A 25,168-nucleotide genomic window follows, 5' to 3' on the forward strand; every position below is an offset into this window, starting at 1 on the left:
TCCTGCGGTCGAGAGGGAGGAAGAGCGGACCCGACCGGTGCGCCTACGGCGGCACCGGCCGGGGCCCGGTCAGTCGACGCTGGCGAACTTGTACGCCGCCGAGCCGTCGGCATAGATGGTCAGGTTCTTCACGTCCGTGTCCATCACGTACGGCGTGACCGCCGAGTACAGGTAGACGAAGGGCGCGAAGTGGTCGAACTCGATCTGGAACACCTGCTGCAGGACCTCGCCACGCTCGGTCCGGTCGGTGATCGTCTGAGACTCGTTCGCCAGCTGGATCAGCTTCTCGTTGTCGTAGCCGGTCCCGAACACGTCGTGGGCGATGATCACTCCCACTTCCGTCTGCGGGTCGCCGGCGGTCGACGCGAAGGATCCGAGTGTGATGTCGTAGTCGCCCGAGCTGCGGCGCTGCTGGAACGTGGCGTCCTCGGCCTCATCGAGTTTGAGCGTGATGCCGACCTGTGTGGCCATGGACTGGATAGCCTGGGCGATCTCCTTCGCCCGGGCGAACCCCGAAGGGCTGTAGAGCATGTCGAGCGGCTGCCCCTGATATCCCGAGGCCTCGACCAGCTGCTTCGCCTTGTCCGGGTCGTACGCGTACGACGTCCCAGACTTGAAGCCGAGGTTGCCCTCGGTCACGGGCCAGGTTGCGACCTTCCCGGCACCGCCGAGGATGCCGGATACGAGCTGGTCACGGTCGATCGACAGCGACAGCGCCTCGCGGAGGTTCTCGTCTGCGAACGTCTTGCCCGACGAGGTCTGGTACGTGATGTGAAAGTGCGTGTCGTTCTGGACGTCCTTGACCGTGTACTCGGAGCCGAGCCCGCTCGCGACGTCCGCCGGGAGCTGGGCCGCGACGTCGACCGTGCCGGACTGCAGCGCGGAGGCGCGGGTGGAGTCGTCCGAGATGAACTTGTAGTCGATCGTGTCGACGTTGGTCTGGTTGCTCGAGGTCCAGCCCCACCAGTCGTCGTTCTTCGCGAAGACCATCTCACCGGTCTGGTCGTCGAACGACCGGACGGTGAACGCTCCGGTCCCGGACGGCTTGTCGAAGTAGCCGTCGGGGTCGGCCGTGAAGGCCTTCGAGTCGAGGATCATGACGCGCCCGACCTCGTCCAGGAACGTGGGCATGACCGCCTTCAGCTTGATGACGGCCGTGTGGTCGTCGGGCGTCCCGACCGAGTCGAGGCCCTGCCACCCGCCCGCGTCGGTCAAGGTTTCGTCCTTGACGAGCCGCTCGAATGTCGTCTTGACGTCGGCCGAGGTGAGGGGGTTGCCGCTGGAGAAGGTGATGTCCTCGCGCAGCTGGAACGTCCAGGTCAGGCCATCCTTCGACGACTTCCAGGAGGTTGCGATCGCAGGCTCGTAGTGCTGCTGGTGGTCGCTCGTGACGAGGGGGTCCGCCCAGAGGTTGCCGGTGTCGTCCACCGAATAGCTGTAGTTGACGAACCGGTCGAGGTTGGACATCGGGTCGTTGTTTGACGCGATGGTGAGCGTGCGACCGCCGTCCGCGCTCGTCCCGTCGCTCTCCGAGACCGGGGAGCAGGCGGTCAGCGCCAGCGTCAGTACCGCCGCGACTCCCCCGGCGATGTAGGTGCGCGTGTTCATTCAAGTCCCTCCATTGGGATCCGCGACCCCGTCGGGGCCGCCTTGAGTGTGGGTGTTCCGCCGGATGCGAGCTGCACCGGGCGTTCACGTACTAGTTATGGCACCATAATCATTTCGAGGTGTCAAGCACGTCCTCGTTCAGCGCCCCGGTCCGGGGCCACGAAGGAGAAGTCCGTCTCCGTGCCCGCCGCACTCCGGGTGGGCGCGGTCAGGACGTCCGTCACGACGAAAGGCCTGCGCAGGCCCGACACGATCATGGGGAAGTGGCGCACCCCGCGGGGGATCACGATGCAGCGCGGCTCCTCGAAGTGGAACACCTGCATCGCATCGCCCTCGCCCAGGTGGAACTCCACGTGCGCCCCTAGGTCACGGGGGGCGTCAGGGTCGGTCCCCGTGAAGAACATCAGGTTGTCCGCGTCGTGGTGGTACTTCGGGTACGGGCCGCCACGATGGCCGTCGGGCCCCAGGTGCACGATCTTCTCCGCGCCCGCCGCGGTACCGGGCATCATCGTGTGATCACCGGTGACCATCCAGATCTCGACCCAGTGCTCGGCGTCCGGGAAATAGTCGCGCCCGTACATCCACACGGGGCTCTTGCCGGGCTCCGGCGGGCGCGGATCCTTGAGAAACATCTCGACACAGTTCCCGGACAGGTCGTCCGTGCTGCGCCCGCTCACTTGGGGTTCTCCGCGAAGAACTTCTGGTACTCGGACATGTCGTCGCCGATGACCTCATGAATCTTGTCGTCGTCGCCCTCGTAGTCCCAGGCCTGAACGATCTGCGCGGCCTCCTTCGACGGCTTCGTGAACACCGTGAACATCGTGAGGTTGCGCCGGAACTGCGTGATGTACACGGGTCCATGGCGGACGCCCTTCGGGACGAAGACGGCGCGCGGCGAGTCGAAGTGGAACACGGACTCGTCCTCGCCCTCTCCCAGGTGGAACTCGACATGCGCGCCGAGGTCGTCGAGTCGGTCGGGGTCCGAACCGCTGAAGATCATCAGCTTGTCGGCCTGCATGTTGTACTTCGGGTACGGCCCGCCCTGGTGTCCGTCACGCATCGTGTAGATGCGCCTGCGCACCTCGGACGGGAATCCGCTCATCATCATGTAGTTCCCGGTGATGGGCATGATCTCCGTGAGGATCGGCGTCCGCTCGAAGTAGTCCTGGCCCTTGAACTCCTGGCCGAAGATGAATGTGCCCGCTCGTCCAGGGCGGCGCGGGTTGTCCTCGCGGAGCAGCATCTCCACGCAGTGGTCGTCGTACTGGGGCATCGTGTTGGTTCCTTAGCTCTCGAACGTGACGTCGGTCGTGGGGACGTGTCGTGGGTGCGGTCAGGCCGCGAGCACGGCGGCGCCGACGGCGGCGATCTCACCGTCCGCGTGCGCGGCACCGCTCACGGCCACGCCGCCCACGATCCTGTCGTCGGACCGGATTGGCACCCCACCCTGGACGGTCACGAAGTTCTCGGCCCCCGCGGCGAGCGTGATCGCCAGCAGATGGTGGGTGCTTCCCGTGTTCCCGGACCGGCTCACCGGCCCCGTCGGCATGTGGGTGAACGCCGCGCTCCGGGCCTTGCGCTCGGCCACCTTGACGGTCTGCAGCTCGGCCCCGTCGGTCCGCGCGAACGCGACCAGGTGACCACCCGCGTCCACCACGGCGACGCTGAGCTCGAGACCCCGCCTCGCGGTCTCGGCGAGGACCGCGTCGACGACGGCTCGCGCCCCCTCCAACGAGATCTGCGGTGCGTCCCGGACGTAGTCGACCGCATCCCTGCGGATGCCTGGTGCCAATGCCATGGTCACTCCGGGACGAAGTCGAACGAGTCGGGGTCCGGGCCGGTGCGATGTCCTCGGTCGAGAGCGGTGATCGCCGCCATGTCGTCGTCGGACAGGTCGAAGTCGAAGACCTCGAAGTTCTGCTCGACCCGGGCGCGCGTGACCGACTTGGGGAAGACGACGTCACCGCGCTGGAGGTGCCAGCGCAGGACGACCTGTGCCGGGGTACGCCCGGCGGACTCGGCGACCCGCACGATCGTGGCGTCGTCGAGCACGAGCCCTTGCGCGAGCGGGGACCATGCCTCCGTCACCAGCCCGTGATCACGGTCGTAGCGGCGCAGCTCTTCCTGGACCAGGTAGGGGTGGACCTCGATCTGGTTCACCGCCGGCTCGATCTCCGCCTCGCTCAGGAGCCGGTCCAGGTGGGCCGACTGGAAGTTCGACACACCGATGGACCGCACGACGCCCTCCTTCTGGAGCTGCTCCAGCGCTCGCCAGCGGGGGAGGAAGTCGCTGATCGTCGTCAGCGGCCAATGGATGAGGAAGAGGTCGACATAGCCGCCCAGGTCGCGGGCAGACTGACGCCCCGCGACCACCGCGCCGTCGAAGTCGAGGTGCTTGTTGTTCAGCTTGGACGTCACGAAGACGTCCTCCCGGTCCACGCCGGAGGCCGCGACGGCCTCCCCGACCCCGGCCTCGTTGCCGTAGAGCTCCGCGGTGTCGATGTGCCGGTAGCCGACATCGAGCGCGACGGCCGTCGCGTCCTTGGTCTCCTCGAGCGGAATCTGGAAGACCCCGAACCCGAGCTGGGGGATGGACCGTCCGTCGTTCAGGGTGATGGAGGGTACCCGGTCGATGCTGGACATGATGTGCGTTCGATCTCCTTCGATGTCACTGCAACGCCGCCGTCCAGGCGACTCAGTAGTTATAGCACTATTACTATCACAATGCGAGCGGTGTCACCCCTCAACCACCGGACACGGGCCCTCGCGACACGAACCACGCCAGCCCGGCCGCGCCCAGCGCAAGCACGGCGCCACCCAGGGCCACGGCGGTCCCGACGCTGAACGCGCCGCCGACCAGGGCGAGCATCAGCCCGTTCGCGGTACGCATGCCCTGCCCGAACATGTTGAACACCCCGATGACGCGCCCGCGCTCCCGCACCGGGGCGCGCAGCTGCACGATCGCCTGGGCGACTGACCGACTGACCAGGCTCGCGACCCCGCCGACCACGAGCGCGGCGATCGCGGCCACAGAGCTCCCCGTCATCGCCACAGTCACCGTCGTCAGGCCGAAGAGCACGGTCGCCGCCACCGCAGCCCGTGCGCGCGGACGGATGACGCCCGATGCCTCCAGCAGCAGTCCGCCGACGACGCCGCCCACGCCGTTCGCGAAGAGCAGCGCGCCGTACCCGATGCCCGCGGAACCCGCACCGAGCCGGTCGGCGAACGAGGGGATCGCGGCCTGCAGCGAGCCGCCGACGCACAGCCCGACCAGCGACGTCAGCGCAATCATCCCCATCAGCACGCGATCCCCACCGACAGTCCGCACGACTCCGAAGGTGTCGGCGAACGTCATCCGCGCCCGGTGCACGTAGCCGCTCCGGGCATGCCCGTCGAACGGCGTGCGCAGCATCAGAAAGGTCATCGGGACGTAGAACAGGACGTTCACGAACAGGCCCCACGGCACGCCCAGACCGAAGAGAAGCGCCGAGCCCACGACAGGGCCGGCGAGGCTGCCCAGGCTGCGGAATGTCGCGTTCAGCCGCACCGCGCTCGCGAGCTCCTCGGGCGGGGCCAGGTCATGCAGGAGCATCTGCTCGGCCGGGGACCACAGGGCACCTGCGCAGCCGTGCAGGACGAGCAGGACGCACGCCGCCCACATCGTGAGAGTGCCCGTGAGGATGAGTACCGCCCAGCAGGCCGAGACCAGCATGAAGAGCGCCTGCGCGGCCTGGATCAGCCCGCGGCAGTCGTAACGCTCGGCGAGAGCACCGAACGGGACGGAGAGGACGAGGTACGGCAACCAGTGACTGATGACCTCGAACCCCACCAGCCCCGCGGAGTGGAAGGTCTGCCACAACACCCAGTACGTGAGGACGTGCTCGTTGTTGTCGCCGAGCATGGACATGCCCGACGTGAAGAGATACGGGCGGGCGTGCCGGTCACGGAGAGCTCCGAAACGGCGCGGCCGCCCCGTCAGCTCGCACCGAGCCAGGTCCGCGCGCCACACCAGAAGTCCTCGACGAGGTCGTCACGATCGACTCCCGGCAAGTCGCCCGGGACCCGGATCCCGCGGCGTGCGTTGATGTATGTGAGCCACTGATAGGCCACGCGCGATGAAGCAAGGAGCTCGGTATCGACCGCTGGCACGGCGCCCGGCACCACAGGGTCGAGACGATCCTTCACGTAGATGTTGTCGAACCATGCGAGTCGCCAGCGGCCGTTACGGCGCTCGACCCCAGCAACAAACCTGCACCAGCTCGTAAGATCGCACTCGATGCCCTCCACCAGCGGACGGAGCAGGATCTGCCCACGGCTCTCGATGAGCGCGCGATCAGCCCTGACCTCGGACCACACCGGATCGATCGTGTGGAAACCGCCGACACGGCCGGGCCTGACCGATGAGCGGGAGGCCTCGACGAACTCCTCGATCGGGCCGTCGAACCAGGTCACGCGAACGCGCGCGCCTGGCCAGTATGCTGCCTGGAGAGCGGTCCAGTCCTTCGTGTCGCGAGCCATCCTCTCTCGACGGACAAGGGAGAACAGTTCGCACTCGATAGGCACCTCGGTACGGCGCGCTTCCTGGGGACCGATCATGGCATCATCCTCCGACTTCAGTGCCCGGCAAGGCGGCACACGGCACGCAGTGTCCGATATAGTTATCTTGACAGCATTAGCCTAGGCGAGGAGGGCGATCAGTGCCAACCATCGAAGAGTCCGGATCTCCCCAGCGAGCCGCAGATCTCCCGTCGCTGGTCTTCCGTGCGGCACGTGAGCTCCGGACCCTCGACGTCGATCCCGGCGCCGGAGTGGTCTTGAGCACCACCAATGCCCAGGTCATGCGCTATATCGAGACGCACGGCTCCCCGACACCCAGCGAGATTGCAGAAGCCAACGCCCTGCGACGCAGCAACGTCAGTGCGGCGTTGCGCGAGCTGACCGCGCTCGGCTTCATCGTGCGCCAACGCGACGCCGAGGACGGCCGCAGCGTGCGTGTGCTCGCGACACACGCCTCACGCGCCAACCGCGAAGCCCTGCACCAGGCGTGGACCGACTCCTTGGTAGAGGCGCTCGGCAGCATCGAAGACGTCGAGCAGCTCGTCCGGCTGCTCAACCGGATCATCACGGCCGCGTCGGAGCGGAAGTCGGCAGAGAAGCCCATCGACAACTCGCCCGAGTTGGAGTCGGCCTGACCAGGTCACCGGGGTGCCTCCTGACGAGTCTGTTGGAGCCATTCATTCCCTGGGCTTCGATCCGTTCGTCACGTTCGCTGTGACCCCCGAAGCTGACCTTGCCCGACTTTGCCCATTGCCGGTACGCACCGGGTTTCCGTTGCCAGATAGCATGGCCAGACCGACGAGTCCGTCGGCACCACCCGGGAACCACCACCGCACGGAGCAGCCGCTGTGACGACGTCCGACCGCCGCGTCCCCCGCCGCAAGCTCTCCGACACAGCCGCCGACCAGCTCTCCGCGCGCATCGAGGCTGGCGAGTACCCGGTCGGCTCCAAACTCCCCGCGGAGAAGGACCTCGCCCAGTTGTTCGGCGTCGGCCGCAGCTCGATGCGCGAGGCGGTGCGGACGCTCGAAGCTGCCGGGTACCTCGAGAGCACGCACGGTGTCGGCGTGTTCGTGCGCAACGACAAGCCCCAGAACGTCGGCCCGCTCGACCTGACGCTCGGCGGCGGCTACACGATGAGCGACCTGTTCGAGGTGCGGATCGCCCTCGAGGGGATGGCAGCCGAGCTTGCCGCGACTCGGCTCACCGACCATCACCGGGAGCTCCTGGTCACGTTCCTGACCGCCGCCGGTGACCCGGAGGTGACGCACGACGAGTTCGTCCGCCTCGATGGAAAGTTCCACCGCCAGGTGGCCGAAGCAAGCGGCAACCCGCTGCTGCTGGTCATGTGGGAGACCCTCGGGATCCAGTTCGAGGAGTACTCCCTCAAGGTCATCCAGATGCCGGGCCGCCTCGATCGGGCCCACGCCGACCACGTCGGTATCGCTGACGCCCTCACGCAGGGAGACCCGGCGCTGGCGGGCGATCGCGCGCGCGAGCACGTCCGCACCGTCCAGAGCGAGCTGCGTCGCGCCGCCGACGACGCGGCACGGCCCCGCGCAACCGACTAGGTCACGCGGGCCCCGCCCACGGCTCAGACGAAGATGTCGGCAGCGAGCACGAGGAGCAGTGCCACCACCGACAGCATCGACTGTCCGAGTGTGTACGTCTTCAGCGCGCCCCGCGTGGACAGACCGAAGAGGCTCCGCAGCATCCAGAACGCGTTGTCGCTGAACTGCCCGCCAAAGATGCCGCCCGCCCCTGCAGCGAGGACGACGAGCACGGGACTGAGCCCGAGTCCGTCGACCAACGGCGCGATGATGCTGATCGCGGTGATCCCGGCGACGGTCTGCCCGCCGATGGCCATGCGCATGACGGCCGCGATGAACCATACGACCAGGAGCGGCAGAGTCGAGTTGGCCTCGAAGAGGCTCGACAGCACGCTCTGCATCCCGGTGCCCGCGATGATCTGGCCCAGCGAACCCGAGACGGCCGTGACGACCAGGATCGTGCCCACCGTCTCGAGCGCCTTGTTGACGGCGTCCGACTGCCCGGTCAGGCCGGACCTGCGCATGGTGATCACCAGGGCGGTGAGCGCACCAGCGAAGAGCGCGATGACCGGGCTCCCCAGGAAGCCGATCACGCCGTTGTCGATACCGACGAGAGGCGCGACGATCGCCGCGACGATGAGCACGAGCACCACGAGCACGGGCGCGAGGGCGGCACCCATGGACGGCAGGTGGGAGCTATCCGGCTCCGCGTCGGCCTGCTCCTGCTCGAGGTGCTCGTCCACGACCTCCTCGTCGCGCGCTGGGTTCCACCACCGCAGGCGTTCCATGGCGCCCAGGTAGAGGAAGATCGTCAGCATCACGGACGGGATCGCGACGAGGAATCCGGGCACAAGGAGTTCGCTCGGCGAAAGCGACAGCGTGCCCAGGTAGGCGAGCATCGCGGCGCCGGGGATGACGAGGGCGTTGCCGGCCGCCAGGCCCATGGAGACGGGCCCAGCCAGCGAGGCGACAGGGCGGCCCGTGATTCGTGCGACACGACGGGCGATCGGAGCGACCAGCACGAGGAGCACGTCGAAGTAGATCGCGGGCGTCACGGTCGACAGTGTGAGGCCGAAGGCGTACGGAGAGCCGCGCTTGCCGAAGAGCTTGAGGATGCCCTGCACGATCCGCTGGACAGCACCGTAGCTCGACATGAGGAAGCCCATGATCACGCCGAGCGAGATCAGCAGGCCGACCTCTGCCATCAGCGAGCCGAAGCCTTCGTTGATCCCGGCGACCACGTCCTCGTAGGGGATGCCCGTCGTAAGCCCCAGGACGATGGTCCCGAAGAGCAGCGCGAGCGCCGGGTTGAGCTTGAGCCGGACGATCAGCAACGCGATCGCCACGAAGACCAGAACGAAGTCGATGATCAGCCATCCTGCTGACAACATCGTCACCTGCTTCCGTGGTGAGGGCCGCCGAATGCGACCCCGGGTTGAAGGATGCCCTGAGGATCGGGTGACCACGGACGCGTGCGAGCGATCCGCCGTTGGACCTTGGGTACTCCTCAGATGACTAGAACCGTAGACGCGACTCCGCGGAACGGTCAACCCCTCAGATCCCCATGCCGGACAACTGATTCCATGACGAACACAGCCGCGCACGCCGCGGGACAACTCCTCTGATGACCTGGTACCGTCCAGAGGTCGAGGGGCGCACTGCAGCGTCCGCAGCAGGTTGAGGAGGAGCGAGATGAAGGTCGACCGGGTCGAGACGTTCGTGCTGAAGGTGCCTCTGGGTGCCGAGCGCTTCTACTCCTCCCAGGCGGGGTTCCCGGAGCGCAGCAGCCTGCTCGTGCGCGTCACCACCACCGACGGGTTGGTCGGCTGGGGCGAGGGTGGGCAGTACGGCCCCGCCGAGCCGGTCAAGGCGTGCATCGACTCGGTCCTCGCTCCCCGCCTCCTCGCGATGAAGAACGCCGACCCCTCCGTCGTCTGGGAACATCTCTACGCTTCCACTCGAGACTTCGGACAGAAGGGCACATACGTCGAGGCGATCAGCGCGATCGACATCGCCCTGTGGGACGTCGCGGGAAAGACCCTGGGGGTCCCGGTGTCGACCCTCATGGGCGGGCGGTTCCGCGAGCAGGTTCCTGCCTACGGCACCGGGGGCTACTACCGCCACACGGAACTCGACACCGCGCGCGATCTGCCCGCGCTCCAGGACGAGGTGACCGGCTATGCCGAGTCTGGCTTCTCCATGCTCAAGATGAAGGTCGGCCTGCTCCCCGTCCGCGAGGACGCGCGCCGTGTCGCAGCGGTCCGCGAGGCGCTCGGCGACGACTTCGGCCTGCTCGCCGACGCGAATCACGCCTACACATCCAGCATGGCGGTGGCGATGGGACGCGTTCTAGAGGACGCCCAGTTCGAGCTCTTCGAGGAGCCGGTACCGCCGGAGGACCGGGCCGGATACGCCCGCGTCCGCGCCGCGATCGACGTGCCCATCGCCGGCGGCGAGGCCGAGTACACGCGGTACGGATTCCGGGACTTCATCGCCGGAGGCTGCGTCGACATAGTGCAGCCAGACATCTGTGTCGCAGGCGGCATCTCCGAGGTGCAGCGGATCGCCGCGCTCGCGTCGGCGTCAAACCTCCGCATTGTGCCGCACGTCTGGGGTTCGGGCATCGCGCTGAGCGCCGGGCTTCACGTATGCGCAGCACTGCCGCTCGCCCCGTTCGGCTACCGGCCCGTGCCCCTGCAGAACGAGCCCGTCATCGAGTTCGACCGCACCCGCAACCCACTGCGCGACGATCTACTGGTCGAGCCCTTCGCGGTCGAGGACGGATGCGTCGCGGTCCCGACCGGCCCCGGGCTCGGCATCGAGGTGAACCTGGAGGTCATCGAGCGGTACAGGACCTCGTGAGCGGGAAACGTCGAGAACCGTCCGCGTTCATCTGTGCCCCGCCCATCGAAGGTGCCCGACGAAGCAGGGCAACCAGACCGGGGCCAGACCCAAGCGCCCGCCGTCGTCGAGGCTTGGCTCACCTCCCACGACCGCATCACTTCCGGCGGGCGAGCTGAATGACCCCAACGGCGGTCAGCCGCGCTGGCGCGAGGGCCCCAGGGAGGCGCGGACCAGGTCCGCCTTCGCGGTGACCGGCATCGGCGCGAACATCCCCCACATCGCGGCGGCGAGCTCGGCGGCGCCGGCATCCCGGGCGAGGAAGTCGCGCTGGCGGGTCGCGGGCAGGCGCCCGAAGCTCTCGAAGAGCTGGAGCATGCCCTGGGCGCTCAGGCGCAGCAGGGCGCGCAGGCCGACCTCCCGGACGTGCTCGGCCGCGTCCATCGGGTCGGGATCGTCCGGCACCTGCCCCCGCACCAGCGCCCGCGCGAGCTCGTCGGCCTGGCGCAGGGAGTGCGCCACGGAGTAGCCGGTGACCCGGTGCCCGCCGCGTCCCGCGGTCCCGACCGCCAGGACGCCCGGTGGTGGCGGACTCCCCCGGCCACGCAGGGGGATGCGCACGACCTCCCGGGAGAGCGGGTGGTCCACGGCGGCCGGGTCGACGCCGCGGGCCAGCAGACGACGCCGGAGCCGCGTCCGGAGCTCGGGGACGGGCAGCCCCGGCGCGGCGGCCAGGCACGTCTCCTCGAGCAGCATCCGGTCGCCGCCCACGGGGATGGCGTAGAGGAAGGTCGGGGTGGCCGACGGCCGGTCCTGCTGCGTCCAGTCGGTACGCCAGTCCATGAGCAGCGACCCGGCTCCGCCCAGGGCGGGCTCGGCGGCCGCGGTCGGCACGACGACGCCGTAGGCGGTCTGCAGGGGCGCCGGGTCGTCGGGACGCAGGCCCGCGGGTCGCGCGCCCCGCGCGTCGACCACCACCGCGGCCTCACCCCGCAGCGCGCTGACCTGCGCGTCGTCGAGGCGCCCGGTGCGCACCTCGACGCCGTCCAGGGACAGGGCGTCCTGCAGCGCCGCGTTGTCGAGCACGAGGTAGGTACGCTCGAGCGGGTGTACACCGATGGCACGCAGCTCGGGGTTCTCGGCCCGCGCGCGCACGACGGAGGCCGGCAGGTCGCCGAGCTCGTCCGCCCAGATGCCGTAGGTCGGCGTCCACGCCGCGCCGGGGCGCGGGTCGACCGCGAGCACCGACAGCCCGCCCGCCGCGCACCGCGAGGCGAGTGCGCGTCCGGCCGGTCCGAGCCCGACCACCGCCACGTCCACCGTCATGGCCACCTCCTGGCCAGACTGTACGACGACGGGAGGACGTCATGAGCGAGAGCCTCCGGTCCCGGATCCCTGCGATGCCCCACCCGCACCTGATCTGGCTGCGCAGCGCGGCCACCGTGGTCCTGAGCTGCGTCATCGGGCAGGCCGGCTGGGCCTCGGCCGCTCTCGGCGGGCAGACCCGCTATCTCGTCCAGCACCAGGTGGGCGCCTGGGTCACGCTGGCGGCCGCCGTCGGGTCCGCGGTCGTCTACCTGGCGCTGCGACGGTCCGCCGGTCCGGTCAACGTGACCCTTGCCCTCGCGGTGGCGGTGCTCGTCGCGGTGCAGCTGTCGCTCGGCGAGCTCGGCCCGTCCGTCCGCGGGGTGCACATCTTCACCGGGGTGCTGCTGGCGATGCTCGCGACGGCCCTGACGTCCTGGACCTACCGTCACCGGCTGCCCGAGGAGCTGTCCGGCAGCTCCAGCTCCAGCCCCCGCAGCGTGTAGCCCTCGATGAGGTCGTCCCAGCCCACCTCGGGCTCCCGCACGACGCGCGGCGCGCGGCCGAGGAGCCGGGTGAGCAGCACGTCGGACTCGAGGATGGCGAGCGGCTGACCCGGGCACTTGTGGGCGCCGTCGCCGAAGGTGAGCCCCGCGGCGTTGACGCCCCGCGGCAGGCTGCGGCCGGGGCACAGGTCCAGGCCGTCCTCGTCCACCGCGTGCGGGTCGGCGTTGGCGTGGCGGACGGAGACGTCGACGAGGTCGCCGGGCTCGATCGTCCACCTGCTGTCACCGTCGGTGACGTCGATCGGCTCCTGCGCACGCCGGTAGAGGTGCCCGACGACCGGTTCCAGGCGGATGATCTCGTGCAGGATCGCGAAGCGTTCCTCCTGGCCCGCGACGAGGTACCGCTCCCGCAGGACGTCGTCGCGCAGCAGGTGCCACGCCGCCATCGTCACGAACTCGCGCGTCGTGACCATCCCGGCCGTGCCGTAGGTGACGCACTCGACGAGGATGTCGACGTCGGTGTACCCCTCGTCGACGAGGTGGCTGATGACGTCGTCACGCCGCTCCCGGCGGCGCTCCCGGACGGCCGGTCGCACGTCCGCCAGGTAGAACCGGCCGACGGGCACGAGCCCGTTGACGGCGGCCCGCATCCACTGGCGCCGGGTACGGCCCAGGTCGCGGCGGGTGATGTCGAAGGGCGGCTGGCGGAAGAAGCTGACCAGGCGGCGCGACATGCGCGGCACCGACGACTCGGTCAGCCCGACGACCTCGGCGGTCACCTCGACGGTGTAGTGCAGGGCGAGCTCGTCGAGCGTGAGGCGGCCCCCCGGTCGGGTCCGCCCGAGCAGGCGGTCGGCGCACGCCTCCATCTGCCCGGTGTAGCGCTCGGCCACGACCTTGGGCGCGAAGAATCGGGCGACCTTGCTGCGCTGCTCGTCGTGCAGCGGGCCGTCGGAGACGAGGATCGGATGGTGCTTGAGCCGGCCCTGCGGGATGGCCTCCGCGGTGAAGCCGGCCTGCGTCGTGGCGTGCCGGGCACGCAGCACCTGCCGGGCGGCCTCGAGGGACCGGATGCGCCATACCGTGCTCACCCCGCGACGGCCGTCGGCGCCCTGCCGCTCCACGCGGGGTGTGCTCGGCTCACCGGGCCGCACGGCCCGCCGTCGCGCGGTCATCGCCGCCCGACGGGAAGACGGTCTCGGACGGACCGCGCGGCACGCGCCACGGCGGCGCCCGCCTCCGACAGGTCGGGCCGACGCCGGAGCACACCCTGGAGCGGGACGGTCCAGACGTCCTCGCCCTGCACGCCCCAGCCCTGCAGCAGGTGGTTGGCGGCGAGCACGCCGGTGACGGCGGCACGCTCCATGAGCGCGATCGGCCAGTCGACCCGGAGCCCGTCGCCGGCCAGGACCAGGCCCGGGTAGGGGGTGTCGACGGTGAGGCGGTCGCGCCACGGGCCGGTGCCGACCAGCCCGCAGTCGTCCTCGACGAGCAGCTCGTCATGGACCGTCCGCAGCGCGCGCGTCTCGGGGTAGACCGCGTGCAGGGCGTCGAGGAGCCGGGCGCGCAGCCGCTCGGTGTCCAGCCCGCGCGGCCCGTCGCCGGCCAGGTCGGGGTCCCGCTCGGGGTCGACGGCGTAGGCGTGCAGCTCCACGACCGAGCCGCCGTGCTCGTGGGCCCACCCGGCCGCACCCTGCTCGAAGCGCTCCAGGACGGTGACGTTGTCGAGAACGTCGTAGCCGGAGGTGCCCAGGAACGCCTCGCGCTCCGGCGCGACCGTGCCGTCCAGCCACAGCCGCAGGACGGCGAAGGGCGGGGCGTTGCGCCCGGCGGCGACCCGGCGGTGCCACTCCTGCCGTTCCGCGACGTCGGGGCCGTTCCCGAGGTCGTCGGCGAGCGGGGCGAGCAGTCCGCGGGTCGCCCGCGGGTCGGCGGCGACGACGACGGCGTCCGCGGCCAGCTCGCCGGAGCCCGTGCCCACGTGCCACCGTCCGTCGTCGTCCCGCGACAGCGACTCCGCCCGGGTACCGGTGCGCACGTCGACGCCGAGCCCGGCGAGATAGCGGCCCAGGGGCGCCCACAGGGCGGTGTCGTAGTCGTCGTCGGGGACGTCGAAGAGCAGGCCCTCCGACGACCCGGCGAAGTACGTGTGGAACATCCCGACCAGCTCGCCGGCCCCGAACTCGGTGGGGTGGGCGAAGAAGGACCGCGCGAAGACCTCCAGGGCGAGGTGCCGCGCGCCCTCGGGGAAGCGCAGCCGGTCGAGGAAGTCCTGGGCGGACTCGCCGTCGTAGCGCTCGTGGCTCTCGGGGTACGACACCGAGACGAGCTCGACGGCGCTGGGCAGGTGCACCTTCGGCAGCGCGGACAGCGGGAAGGTGGGGCTGCGGACGACGAACGCCGCCAGGTTGACCGGCGGGGTCAGCGGCAGCGTGGCGAAGCTGTCGGTGAGGCCGTCGCCCCGGCGCAGGGGGTAGTCGGCGACGGGCACGAGGTGGTCGAGCGTCGGGTCGGCGCGCCGCAGCAGCGCCCGCAGCGTGTAGTACTGCCGGAAGAAGGCATGGAAGCCACGGCTCATCGTGCGGCCCTCGCCGTCCGGGTCCGCGACCGGCCACGAGCGCACCCGGCCGCCCAGCTCGTCGCAGGCCTCGAGCAGCGTCACGCGCAGGCCGCGCTCCGCCAGGATCGCCGCCGCACCCAGACCGGCGATGCCGCCGCCGACGACGACGACGTGCCGGTCGTCGGCGATGCGTTCGGTACCGGGCGCCGCCGCGTGCAGGACGGCCGCCCGGTCCCGGCCGGGCGGGACCGGGCGGTTCACGCCGGCTCCGTCCCGGGCCGGCGGGCCAGGACGGTGTGCAGGATCCCCCGCTGCCATCCCGTGGCGGTACGCCAGCGGATGTCGGTGAAGCCGGCCCGCTCGAGGCGCGCCCGGAGCTGCGTGGTGCTGTCGTTGTCGACGACGCTGCGCCACAGGTAGCGGTAGATCGACGGGTTGCCGCGCACCACGACGGACAGGGGCATCACGACCCCCCAGCACACGACGGTCCAGACCGCCGTGGCGACGCGGCGGTCCTTGACGTGGTAGTCCTGCAGCGCGACCCAGCCACCGGGCCGCACCTGGTCGCGGATCGCGGCCACGACGTCGTCGCGCTGCTCCGCCGGGACGTTGCGCAGCAGGTACGCCGCGAACGCACCGTCCGCGTCGCGCACCCCGTGCTCGCGGGCGACGTCGGGCAGCGACTGGGCGAAGGCCTGCACGAACCGGACGCCGGCTGGCCAGCTCTTGGCCCGCGCACGGCTGAGCATCCCGGCCGAGGCGTCCAGCCCGAGCACACGGGCATCCGCACCGGCCGCGTCCACCACGGCCCGCGTGGACAGCCCGGAGCCGCACCCCAGGTCCCAGAGCACGAGCGGCTCGTCGGGACGCCGCGGCAGCAGCGAGACCAGCGCGCGCGCCGCCGTGCGCAGCGCGTCGTGGTACCCCGGGTTGAGCCGGGTCAGCAGGTCGTACCGGTCGGCGGCGCGGTCGAACTCGTCGGCGAGCCGCGCACCCCGCGCCTCGACGGAGTCTGCGACGGCGGTGCGTTTGCGGAACACGTGCTCACCCTACGGTGTCACCGGGCCCGGCCTCGCGCCCACGCCACCGGCCCGCCGCGTAGAGTGCGTGCACACCGTCGTGGAGGATCGATGCCCGTCACCAGCGCCGATGTCGCGCGCGCCGCCGGCGTGTCCCGGACCACCGTCAGCTACGTCCTCAACGACACCCCCGGGACCAACATCTCGGAGGGGACCCGCGAGCAGGTGCTGGCCGCGGCCGCCCGGCTGGGGTACGCGCCGTCGGCCGCCGCACGGGCGCTGCGCCGGGGACAGAGCGACCTGGTGGTGTGCGTGCTGCCGGACTGGCCGACCGGACCGGTGGTGGACACGGTCCTGGACCTGCTCACCGACAACCTCGCCGAGCGCGGGCTGTTCCTCCTGGTGCACCACCACCGGTCCTCCCGACCGCTGCGCGAGCTGTGGAAGGCCGTGACGCCGCGCGTCGTCGTCGGGCTGACGCACTTCCCCGCCGACGACCTGCGCGCGCTGCGGCAGGCCGGCATCGAGGTGGTGGGAGCGGGTGACGTCGACGACGACGGGCACGCCGGCATCGACGAGGGCAACCAGCGGGCCCTGGGCGCGCTCCAGGTCGAGCACCTCGGCTCACGAGGGCACCGGCGTCTCGCGGTGGCCACCACGCAGGACGGCCGGTTGCAAGAGTTCGCCGGGCTGCGTGCCGACGGGATCCGCCAGGCGTGCGCCCGGCTGGAACTGCCGGCACCGCCGACGGCCGTCGTCGACCCCGCCCGCCCGGCCGCCGCGGTGGTCCGCCGGTGGGCGGCCGAGGGGATCGAGGCGGTCGCCTGCTACAACGACGAGATCGCGCTGGCCGTGCTCGCGGGCGCACGGGAGGCCGGCCTCGACGTCCCCGGCGATCTTGCGGTGATGGGGCTGGACGACGTCCCTGCGGCCGCGTTGACGAGCCCGCCCCTGACGACGATCACCCAGCCGAGCGCGGCGCAGGCCCACCACCTGGCCGCCTGCGTCGAGGCGGTGCTGGACGGCGAGCCGCAGCCGCCGTGGCCGACCGAGCCGAGCCGCGTCGTCGTGCGCGCCACCACCTGATCCCCCGCACGACAGCTGTGGGTATGAAATCTGCAGGTCTCCCGCCCGGGAGACCTGCAGATTTCATACCCACAGCGTCGGGGGGTCAGGGAGCCGGGTACTGGGGCACGTACTCCGGAGCACCCGACGTCGACGGCGGCACCGCGTCACCGACGCCGTTGACGACGTGCTCGATCGTCCCGGCCGAGAGGTTCACCGTCATGACGTGGTGCAGGTTCACGCCCGGAGCATCGGGCACCTCGAACCCGTTCTCGGTGACGATCTCGGGGTTGTTCTGGTTGAACACGTACACCCCGCCGCCGTGCAGCGTGTGCTCGGTGACGTCGTCGGCCACCTTGTACCCGGCGTACCCGAGGGTGCCGTCCGGGCGGGTCCAGTGGCCTTGAGTCGGCGGGTCGTAGGGCAGCTCGTTCTGGTAGAGCACGGTGGTGCCGCGCTCGCCGTTCCAGACGGTGTTGAACTCCTGGAAGTGCTCCACGAACAGTCCCGTCGCGGTGACGTCGTCGCCGTTGATGCGCACACCGGTGCGGCCGGTGTTGGTGTTCCAGCGCACGGTGTCACCGTTGACGCCGGCCTCGCCGCCGGTGGGGAAGCCCTCGACGCCGTGGTCGCCGCGCCACACCCAGGTGTGGTCGACGAGCACGTGGTCGGAGTTCACCTCGAGCGCCGTGTCGGCCTTGCCGACGTGCGGGCCGCCGACGCGGAAGTACACGTCGGACAGCGTGGTCGGGTTGGCCGGGTTGGCCGGGTTGCCGTGGTGACCGCCGGCCTTGCCGACCTGCAGCAGCACGGGGGACTCGACGGTCCCGGCGTCGACGGTGATGCCGGCGACGACGATGCCCGGCTTGTCGGCGACCGTCACGGGGACGGCGCCGTCGACGGCGGTGAGGGTCGCGTGGCCCATGCCGAGGACGACGGTGCCGGCACGCTTGACCCGGATGCTGTCCGCGACGTCGTAGACGCCGGGCGTGAGCAGCAGGTTCTTGCCGCGGGCCAGGTTGGTGTTGATCTCCCGCACGGAGTCACCGGGCTGCGCGATGTAGAAGTCCTCGATGCCGATCGTGCGGCCCGGCGTCGTGCCGTCGGCCCAGCTCACCCCGCGGGTGTCGGTCTGCGCCGCCGGGACGCGGACGTTCCACCGGCCGTCGTCGTCGACGAACAGGTACGGCTTCTCGCGGCTGACGGGCGTGGTGTCGAGCGTGGTGTACGGCGGGTCGGGGAAGGCGGAGTCGTCCGGTGCGCCCTCGACGCCGGAGAATACCTGGTTCCACACGGCGTTGGACCACGAGGGCATCTCGGAGTTGCGGGTCAGCCACTGCTGCTGGGAGCCGTTCGTGACCGGCGCGTCGAAGCGCGAGTCGGCGATGAACCCGCCCGAGGCGTACTGCGGGCCGGCGGTGCAGTAGTCCATGAGGGACACGGGGCCGGTGACGTCGAGCCGGCGCATCGAGACCGCCTGGGAGACCGCCCAGAAGTTGGCCGAGGCGCGGCAGCCGTCCTGGCCGGCGCTGTCCACGGTGAGGTGGAGGTTGGCGATGGTGCGCCAGAAGTTGACCAGCGCGATGCAGTTCGGGTTGGCGTCGTCGCCGAGGCAGCGGTTGTAGACCTCGAGCGCGCCGTGGACGTCGACGTCACCCGGGTTCGCTCCGAGGCCGGCGACCTCGGTGTAGTAGCCGACGGTGGCCTGCAGCGGGTCCTGCGCGGAACCGTACGCGCCGGGCTTGAAGAGCACGCTGTAGCGGTCCGTGGACATCTCGGCGTCGGTCTGCTGCGTGGCGAGCTCGGTCAGGTACTGCTCGATCTCGTCCTGCGGCGTCGACGGGTCGAAGACGGTGACGTTCGGACCGAGGTCCGGGTCGTACGGGTCGACGCGCTGGGGCGGGGCGGCGTGCACCGCACCCGCCGTGCTCAGCACGGTGGCCACGGCGGCTCCGAGGGCGAGGGCGCGGCGGGTGCCGTGCCGGGTCGTCAGTGACATACGAGGGCCTCTCCATTGAGTTGGTGACTCGTGTCACCGCACCCTAGAGGCCTGGTCAGCCCGGCGCAAGGGCCTCGGCTTCGCAGCGCGGGGTCGTCGCCGTCCTCGTAGCATCGGCAGCAGGAACCGGGCGCGACCAGGAGGCCGACAGATGTCCGACACCAGCACGACCCCGCTCTCCCGGCGGACCGTGGGCACGGCCCGCCGGCTGTGGGGACTCGTCTACGTCCGGGCCGCCGCCTATCTCGTGGTCGGCGTGCTGCTGTTCGCCAACCCCGACGAGGGGCTCGTCTGGCTCCGCTGGCTCATCGGCCTGGTGATCCTCGTCCAGGGCATCCTGCTGACGCTCGAGGGCCGCGCCGCGAAGGGCGCCGACGGCGAGATGAGCTGGCGCTTCGTCGTCGGCATCATCAGCATCGTCGCGGCGGCGCTCGTGGTGCTGCTGCCCGACCTGACCTCGCAGGTCCTCTTCCTGGTGCTCGGCATCTGGGCGTGCGCCGCCGGAGCGCTCGGCATCGTCGGCGGCATGCGGGGGCGCGCCGCACGGACCCTGGCCTGGGACTGGCAGCTCGTCAACGCCGCGATGTGGCTGGTGCTCGGCATCCTCGTCCTGGCCAGCCCCACCGACGAGACCACCACGATCGCCCTGCTCCTCGGGCTCTACCTGGTGCTCTGCGGCGCCGTGCTCGTCGTCGGCGGCCTCTCGACCAGCACGCGGCAGAAGGACGCCGACGCCACGGGCCCCGCCGTCGTCCCCGACGGCACGGACCGGCAGCCCGGCGCCACGCCCGGCGCCACACCCGGCCCGACGGCGGCCGGGGTACCGCCGGAGCGCCCCGGCCCAGCCTGAGCCAGGGAGCCGCCGGGACGGGCTCGAGCCGAAATCCCTGGACCCGCCGGACGCGCCGTCCCTACCGTGGCTCATGACCATCGACGTGGCAGAGCTCGACGCGGCGCTCGAGTCCGCCGTGGCGCGGAACCAGTTCTCCGGCGTCATCACCGTCGACGTGGCGGACCGCCGGATCCTGGAACGCGCCCACGGGTACGCCCACCGCGCCCACGGCGTCCCGAACACGCCGTCGACCCGGTTCGCCGTCGCGAGCGGCAGCAAGTCGGTCACCGCGCTGGCCGTGATGCGCCTCGTGACGGACGGGTCGCTCGGCCTGGACACCACCGCCCGCAGCGTCCTGGGCGACGACCTGCCGCTGATCGACGACGCCGTGACCGTCGAGCACCTCCTGACCCACACCTCGGGCATCGGCGACTACCTCGACGAGGAGGCCGACTGGGAGGTGGACGACCACGTCCTGCGCTCCCCCGTGCACCTGCTGACGAGCGCCGAGGCGTTCCTGCCCGAGCTGGAGGGGTTCGCCCCGTCCTTCCCGCCCGGCGAGAGGTTCGCCTACAACAACGGCGGCTACGTCGTCCTCGCGCTGATCGCCGAACGGGTGAGCGGACGCACCTTCCACGACCTGGTGCACTCCGAGGTCTGCGACCGCGCCGGCCTGGACGCCACCCGCTACCTGCGCTCCGACGACCTGCCCGCTGACGCCGCCCTCGGTTACCTGGACCCGACGGGGAACCGGACGAACGTGCTGCACCTGCCCGTCCTCGGCAACGGCGACGGCGGCCTCTACACCACGGCCGCCGACCTGCACCGGTTCTGGCAGGCCCTGTTCGACGGCCGGGTCGTCGCGGCGGGCACGGTCGCGCAGATGACGCGCCCCCGCCACGACGTGCCCGCCGAGGACCTGCGGTACGGGACGGGGTTCTGGCTCCACCGGACCGGGCCGGCCGTCGTCCTGGAGGGGTACGACGCCGGAGCCTCGTTCCGCTCCACGCACGACCCGCGCACGCGGACGACGGTGAGCGTCCTGGGCAACACCTCGGAGGGCGCCTGGCCCGTCGTCGCCGCGACGGCCGGGCTGTTCGACTGACCGGCCCGGACAGGTCAGCGCTCGGCCCGTCCGCCTGCCGTGTCACGGATCCCGGACGTCGCCAGCCAGTCGTCGAACGTGATCGTCCCGCGCGGCCCCTCGGCCTCGGGCAGCAGCGCCCCGCCCCGCATCGGCCCGCCGGCGCCCGGGAAGGAGATCGGCAGCACCCACCGCCGTCGTCCCTGCGCCCGCAGCAGGCGGCGCGCCATGTCGACCATCTGCTCCTCGCGCGGCCCGGCGAGCTCCGGCACCGCACCGCGGGGCGGACCCGCCGCCAGCTCGGCCAGCTTCTCACCCACCTCCCGGGCCGCCACCGGCCGGCACCGCATCCGCGGCATCATCGCGACCGGCCCGCCGAACGCCGACATGATCTGGCCGGGGAACTCGTGGAACTGGGTGGCCCGCAGGATCGTCCACGGCACGTCGCCGGAGCGGACCACCTGCTCCTGCGCCAGCTTGCCCTGGAAGTAGCCGTACTTCTCCACGCGGTCGATCCCCACGATGGACAGCAGCACGTGGTGCCCGACGCCGGCACGCGCCTCGGCGTCCAGCAGGTGGCGGGACGTGGTGGTGAAGAACTCCGTGGCGGCCCGGGCGCGCACGCTCACCGCGTTGAGCGTGTCGACGACGGCGTCCACCCCGGCGAGCGCCGCGTCCAGCCCCTCCCCCGTGCCGGCGTCGACCCCGCGACCCCTGCTGAGGACGACCACCTCCTGGCCGGCCTCCTCCAGCGCCGCGACGACGTGCTGTCCCACGGTCCCGGTTCCCCCGGCGACTGCGACCTTCATGACGCTCCTCCTCGGTCGATGTTCCCGTCAGCCCTACGACGGCGCAGCGGCAGCGAACGTGACAAGGTGAGTGGCGGACCAGCACGGACGGACGAAGGAGGACCGATGGAGCCGATCGTCGTCGTCGGGGGCGGCCTGGCCGCGGCCCGCGCCACCGAGACCCTGCGGAGCCAGGGCTACGACGGTGACCTCGTCGTCGTCACCGGCGAGCCGGAGACCCCGTACGAGCGACCGCCGCTGTCCAAGGACTACCTGCGCGGCCAGGCCGACCGCGGCGACCTGCGGACCCTGGACCCTCAGTGGTACGTCGACCACGCCGTCGACCTGCGCACGTCGACGACGGCGACCGGCCTGGACGTGGCCGGGCACTCGCTGACCACGGCCCCGGGCGGGTCCCTGCAGTACTCCCGGCTGCTGCTCGCCACCGGGTCGCGGGTGCGCCGCCTCGACGTGCCCGGAGGCGGGCTGGAGGGCGTGCACTCGCTGCGCAGCGTGGCCGACGCCGACCGGCTGGCCGACGCGCTGGCCTCCGACGGGCCGGTCGTGGTGGTGGGCGACGGCTGGATCGGCATGGAGGTCGCGGCGTCCGCGCGGCAGCTGGGCCGGGACGTCACCCTCGTCGGCCGCGGCGCACGGCCCCTGGGCGCGCTCGGGGACGAGGTGGCCGCGATCTTCGCCGCCGAGCACGAGGCCCACGGCGTCCGGCTGCTGGCCGGTCGCACGGTCACCGCGTTCGAGGGCACCGACCGGGTCACCGGGGTCACGCTGGACGACGGCGTCACGCTCGAGGCGAGCACCGTCGTCGTCGGCATCGGGGTCACCCCGGAGGTCGGCCTCGCCCAGGCGGCCGGGATCGACCTGCGCGGTGCGGACGACGGCGGCGGGATCGTCGTCGACGGCACCCTGCGCACGTCCGCGCCCGACGTCTGGGCCGCCGGCGACATCGCGGCGGTCCCCTCGCCGCGGTACGGGCGGCCGCTGCGGATCGAGCACTGGGCCGTGGCCGACGAGACCGGCAAGCACGCCGCGCTCTCGATGCTCGGCTCCGGAGCGGAGTACGACGTCCTGCCGTACTTCTTCTCCGACCAGCTCGAGCTCGGCATGGAGGCCAAGGGGCTGACCGAGGGCGAGGTCGTCCTCAGCGGGGCGGCCGCCGACCGCGAGTGCGTCGCCTTCTGGGTCGACGGCGGTCGCGTCCAGGGTGCGATGGGCATCAACGTGTGGGACCGCATGGACGACGCCGAGGAGCTGATCCGCCGCGAGGGCCCCGTCTCCCGCGACGAGCTCGCCGGATTCGTCGGTTGACCGGCCTCCCGCGACGCACGAGCGTCTCTGTTCGGGTCGAATCAGGGTCCGATCCGACGCGAACAGAGACGCTCGACGGCGGAGGGCGCCCGATCACCCGAAGGTGAACGTGTAGACCGACACACCAGCGGGCACGTCCAGCTCGACGGTGCCGTCGGTCGGCCCGTCGCCGCGCAGCACGTCGTACAGCGTCGGGTTGCCGGCGACGTCGATCTCCCGCTCGGTGCGGACGGAGCCGTCCTGGGCGAGCACCCGCGCCGTCACAGTGCCCTCACCGCCGAGCACGGAGAACACGTCCGTGGCCCGGTAGGCCAGGCGCAACGTCGCGTCGTCGGAGGACGCCGTGGCCCCCTGGAAGTCGACGTCCCATCGACCGTCCAGGGAGAACGTGTCCTGCTGCTGGTCGTCGGCCGCCTCGTACCGCGCCTCGCCGGACCCGTAGTCGGTGGGACCCGCGTAGTTGAAGACCTTGTTCAGCGCCAGGTAGGTCTCCGGCGTCGTCTCGGCGTCCGGCGTCGTGTCCTCGACGTCGGTGGGCTCCGGCAGCTCGACGTCCGGGTCCGCGTCGCGCAGCAGATCGCGGATGTGCTGCTCGGTGGTGGCGTAGTCGCCCTCGCCGAACTTGAGGTAGCGGACGGTGCCGTCGGCGTCGATCAGATATTCGGCCGGCCAGTAGCGGTTCCGGTAGCCGGTCCACGTGGAGTAGGCGTTGTCCTGCGCGATCGGGTGGTCCACCCCGAGCTCCTCCGCGCCGGCGATCACGTTGCGGGTCTCGCGCTCGAACGCGAACTCCGGGGTGTGCACCCCGATCACCTCGAGGCCGGCGTCCGCGTACTCGTCGTACCAGGCGTTGACGTGCGGCAGCGCCCGCTGGCAGTTGATGCAGGAGTACGTCCAGAAGTCGATCAGCACCACCTTGCCCCGCAGGTCCGCCAGCTCGACGGGCTGCTCGTCGGGGGTGTTGAGCCACTGGGTGATGCCGGTCAGGGGCGGGGCGGTGCCGCAGTCGGCGAGCTCGGTGGACCCGCTCGTGCAGTTCGACAGCTCCCGGTTGGCGTCGGTGACCAGTCCGCCCATGTCCAACGCCTCCTGCACGTCCTCGTTGGCGTCCACCTGCTCCTGCAGGGCGCCGGTGTAGTCGGGCAGCGCGCGCTGCAGCTGGGCCGGGACGTCGAACGCGAGCGCGACGGCGAGCAGGATCATCACCGCACCGCCCGTGACCCGGATCCCCCGCTGGTGCCGCTGGAACCCGCGCACCCGCTCGGCCACCCGGCGGCCGGCCAGGGCGAAGACGAGCAGCGGGATCGCGGCGCCGACGGCGAAGCTCACCGTCAGCGCGACCGTGCCCGGCCCGATGTTGCCCGTGGCCCCGGCCACCGTGATCGCCGCCAGCACCGGCCCCGCGCACGGCACGTACAGCACGCCGAGCCCCAGCCCGAGCAGGAACGCGCCGCGGTCCTGGCGGGCCGCGCCCCGGCGGGACCCGAACGCGGCGATGCGCTGGAACGGACGCTCGAGCACCTCCTCGAACCGAGGCACGATCATGCCGACGCCGATGGCGACCAGCAGCACGATGCCCAGCCAGCGCAGCAGGTCCTGCGGCAGGCCGAGCGCCGTCAGCAGGAGGGAACCGAGCAGGGTGAAGACGCTGAAGCTCAGCACCAGGCCGGCGATCACCAGGTAGGGACGCCAGGACCGGCGCCGCCGCGAGGTCCCGGCGGCGGTCGCCTGGCCCGTCGGCGCGTCCTGGCCTGCCGTGTCCCGGCCCGCGGCGGGGTCCGGGGACGGCGCCGAGCCGTCCACCTCCAGCGGGAGGGTCACGCTGCGTGAGCGGCCTCGCGGCGGCTCGCTGGTCACCTGACCCGACCGACCCACCCGGACCGCAGCGGGCGCCCCGGCGAACAGGGACGGGCTGACGCCGGTGCTGCCGCCCGCCGCGACGTCGTCGTCCCCGCCGGTGCCGGTGCTGCCCGGGGCCGCGTCGCGCTGCCGCGCGCCCTCGACGCCGCCGGCGAAGAAGATCACCGGCAGCATCGGCAGGATGCACGGCGAGATACCGGTGATGAGGCCGCCGAGCAGGCCGATGACGATCAGAGTCTCCATACCGGCGGTTCGGAACCGCGGGGCA

Annotated in this window: 23 protein-coding genes; 8 read left to right on the plus strand and 15 right to left on the minus strand. The window is 71.3% G+C overall.

Annotation, left to right across the window (positions count from 1 at the left end; all coding sequences use genetic code 11):
* Positions 1-69: 69 nt before the first annotated feature.
* From ACIQLL_RS14310 to ACIQLL_RS14340, 7 genes are all read right to left on the minus strand, one after another.
* On the minus strand, positions 70-1,608 hold the full coding sequence (locus ACIQLL_RS14310) for an ABC transporter substrate-binding protein (protein WP_402468421.1): 1,539 nt from the start codon (positions 1,606-1,608) through the stop codon (positions 70-72).
* Between the two features lie 122 nt (positions 1,609-1,730).
* Positions 1,731-2,240 (minus strand): hypothetical protein, encoded by a 510-nt coding sequence (locus ACIQLL_RS14315; protein WP_402468422.1) that lies wholly within the window; start codon positions 2,238-2,240, stop codon positions 1,731-1,733.
* A 41-nt stretch (positions 2,241-2,281) separates the two neighbouring features.
* Positions 2,282-2,881, minus strand: a complete 600-nt coding sequence (locus tag ACIQLL_RS14320; RefSeq protein WP_402468425.1) for a hypothetical protein — start codon at positions 2,879-2,881, stop codon at positions 2,282-2,284.
* A gap of 60 nt (positions 2,882-2,941) precedes the next feature.
* Entirely contained in the window at positions 2,942-3,406 is a 465-nt protein-coding gene (locus ACIQLL_RS14325) for a GlcG/HbpS family heme-binding protein (RefSeq protein ID WP_402468427.1), read from the minus strand.
* Between the two features lie 2 nt (positions 3,407-3,408).
* On the minus strand, positions 3,409-4,251 hold the full coding sequence (locus tag ACIQLL_RS14330; RefSeq protein ID WP_402468430.1) for an aldo/keto reductase: 843 nt from the start codon (positions 4,249-4,251) through the stop codon (positions 3,409-3,411).
* A 100-nt stretch (positions 4,252-4,351) separates the two neighbouring features.
* Positions 4,352-5,515, minus strand: coding sequence for an MFS transporter (locus ACIQLL_RS14335; protein ID WP_402468432.1), 1,164 nt, complete (start codon positions 5,513-5,515; stop codon positions 4,352-4,354).
* 68 nt (positions 5,516-5,583) lie between these two features.
* Complete coding sequence (locus ACIQLL_RS14340; RefSeq protein WP_402468433.1) at positions 5,584-6,204, minus strand: nuclear transport factor 2 family protein; 621 nt, start codon at positions 6,202-6,204, stop codon at positions 5,584-5,586.
* Positions 6,205-6,305: 101 nt separating this feature from the next.
* Here ACIQLL_RS14340 and ACIQLL_RS14345 point away from each other — a divergent pair, with 101 nt between their 5' ends.
* Both ACIQLL_RS14345 and ACIQLL_RS14350 read left to right on the plus strand, forming a co-directional pair.
* Positions 6,306-6,800, plus strand: a complete 495-nt coding sequence (locus ACIQLL_RS14345) for a MarR family winged helix-turn-helix transcriptional regulator (protein ID WP_402468436.1) — start codon at positions 6,306-6,308, stop codon at positions 6,798-6,800.
* A gap of 213 nt (positions 6,801-7,013) precedes the next feature.
* Positions 7,014-7,736 carry a FadR/GntR family transcriptional regulator gene (locus tag ACIQLL_RS14350; protein WP_402468438.1) on the plus strand — a complete coding sequence of 241 codons (723 nt, stop codon included), beginning with the start codon at positions 7,014-7,016 and terminating at the stop codon, positions 7,734-7,736.
* 23 nt (positions 7,737-7,759) lie between these two features.
* Here the strand turns inward: ACIQLL_RS14350 and ACIQLL_RS14355 are convergent, their stop codons facing one another.
* Positions 7,760-9,106 (minus strand): GntP family permease, encoded by a 1,347-nt coding sequence (locus ACIQLL_RS14355; RefSeq protein WP_402468441.1) that lies wholly within the window; start codon positions 9,104-9,106, stop codon positions 7,760-7,762.
* 301 nt (positions 9,107-9,407) lie between these two features.
* Here ACIQLL_RS14355 and ACIQLL_RS14360 point away from each other — a divergent pair, with 301 nt between their 5' ends.
* On the plus strand, positions 9,408-10,577 hold the full coding sequence (locus ACIQLL_RS14360; protein ID WP_402468443.1) for a mandelate racemase/muconate lactonizing enzyme family protein: 1,170 nt from the start codon (positions 9,408-9,410) through the stop codon (positions 10,575-10,577).
* Positions 10,578-10,751: 174 nt separating this feature from the next.
* Here the strand turns inward: ACIQLL_RS14360 and ACIQLL_RS14365 are convergent, their stop codons facing one another.
* A complete protein-coding gene (locus ACIQLL_RS14365) occupies positions 10,752-11,882 on the minus strand; it encodes a lycopene cyclase family protein (RefSeq protein ID WP_402468446.1) in 1,131 nt (376 codons plus the stop codon).
* Positions 11,883-11,923: 41 nt separating this feature from the next.
* Here ACIQLL_RS14365 and ACIQLL_RS14370 point away from each other — a divergent pair, with 41 nt between their 5' ends.
* Positions 11,924-12,367 (plus strand): hypothetical protein, encoded by a 444-nt coding sequence (locus tag ACIQLL_RS14370; RefSeq protein ID WP_402468448.1) that lies wholly within the window; start codon positions 11,924-11,926, stop codon positions 12,365-12,367.
* Here ACIQLL_RS14370 and ACIQLL_RS14375 read toward each other — a convergent pair.
* From ACIQLL_RS14375 to ACIQLL_RS14385, 3 genes are read right to left on the minus strand one after another with little or no spacing between them, the layout of a single operon-like run.
* Positions 12,310-13,542, minus strand: coding sequence for a cytochrome P450 (locus ACIQLL_RS14375; protein ID WP_402468450.1), 1,233 nt, complete (start codon positions 13,540-13,542; stop codon positions 12,310-12,312). The genes ACIQLL_RS14370 and ACIQLL_RS14375 overlap by 58 nt on opposite strands.
* Positions 13,539-15,188, minus strand: coding sequence for an FAD-dependent oxidoreductase (locus tag ACIQLL_RS14380; RefSeq protein ID WP_402468453.1), 1,650 nt, complete (start codon positions 15,186-15,188; stop codon positions 13,539-13,541). The genes ACIQLL_RS14375 and ACIQLL_RS14380 overlap by 4 nt, the downstream gene beginning before the upstream one ends.
* A complete protein-coding gene (locus ACIQLL_RS14385) occupies positions 15,185-15,967 on the minus strand; it encodes a methyltransferase domain-containing protein (RefSeq protein WP_402468455.1) in 783 nt (260 codons plus the stop codon). The genes ACIQLL_RS14380 and ACIQLL_RS14385 overlap by 4 nt, the downstream gene beginning before the upstream one ends.
* A 90-nt stretch (positions 15,968-16,057) precedes the next feature.
* Here ACIQLL_RS14385 and ACIQLL_RS14390 point away from each other — a divergent pair, with 90 nt between their 5' ends.
* Positions 16,058-17,032, plus strand: a complete 975-nt coding sequence (locus ACIQLL_RS14390; RefSeq protein WP_402468458.1) for a LacI family DNA-binding transcriptional regulator — start codon at positions 16,058-16,060, stop codon at positions 17,030-17,032.
* 85 nt (positions 17,033-17,117) lie between these two features.
* On the opposite strand, the gene ACIQLL_RS14395 is transcribed toward ACIQLL_RS14390, so the two are convergent.
* Positions 17,118-19,010, minus strand: coding sequence for an adenylyl cyclase (locus ACIQLL_RS14395; RefSeq protein WP_402468461.1), 1,893 nt, complete (start codon positions 19,008-19,010; stop codon positions 17,118-17,120).
* A 151-nt stretch (positions 19,011-19,161) separates the two neighbouring features.
* Here ACIQLL_RS14395 and ACIQLL_RS14400 point away from each other — a divergent pair, with 151 nt between their 5' ends.
* The gene (locus tag ACIQLL_RS14400; RefSeq protein WP_402468464.1) at positions 19,162-19,860 is read left to right on the plus strand and encodes an HdeD family acid-resistance protein; all 699 of its coding nucleotides are present in this window, start codon (positions 19,162-19,164) and stop codon (positions 19,858-19,860) included.
* A gap of 73 nt (positions 19,861-19,933) precedes the next feature.
* Positions 19,934-20,947 (plus strand): serine hydrolase domain-containing protein, encoded by a 1,014-nt coding sequence (locus tag ACIQLL_RS14405; protein ID WP_402468467.1) that lies wholly within the window; start codon positions 19,934-19,936, stop codon positions 20,945-20,947.
* A gap of 14 nt (positions 20,948-20,961) precedes the next feature.
* Here the strand turns inward: ACIQLL_RS14405 and ACIQLL_RS14410 are convergent, their stop codons facing one another.
* The gene (locus tag ACIQLL_RS14410) at positions 20,962-21,735 is read right to left on the minus strand and encodes an SDR family oxidoreductase (RefSeq protein ID WP_402468469.1); all 774 of its coding nucleotides are present in this window, start codon (positions 21,733-21,735) and stop codon (positions 20,962-20,964) included.
* Positions 21,736-21,840: 105 nt separating this feature from the next.
* Between ACIQLL_RS14410 and ACIQLL_RS14415 the strand changes: the two genes are divergently transcribed.
* Complete coding sequence (locus ACIQLL_RS14415) at positions 21,841-23,040, plus strand: NAD(P)/FAD-dependent oxidoreductase (RefSeq protein ID WP_402468471.1); 1,200 nt, start codon at positions 21,841-21,843, stop codon at positions 23,038-23,040.
* A 93-nt stretch (positions 23,041-23,133) separates the two neighbouring features.
* Here the strand turns inward: ACIQLL_RS14415 and ACIQLL_RS14420 are convergent, their stop codons facing one another.
* Entirely contained in the window at positions 23,134-25,143 is a 2,010-nt protein-coding gene (locus tag ACIQLL_RS14420) for a cytochrome c biogenesis protein DipZ (RefSeq protein WP_402468474.1), read from the minus strand.
* Positions 25,144-25,168 lie beyond the last annotated feature (25 nt).

The organism is Isoptericola aurantiacus (assembly GCF_044769875.1).
Classification (GTDB): domain Bacteria; phylum Actinomycetota; class Actinomycetes; order Actinomycetales; family Cellulomonadaceae; genus Isoptericola; species Isoptericola aurantiacus.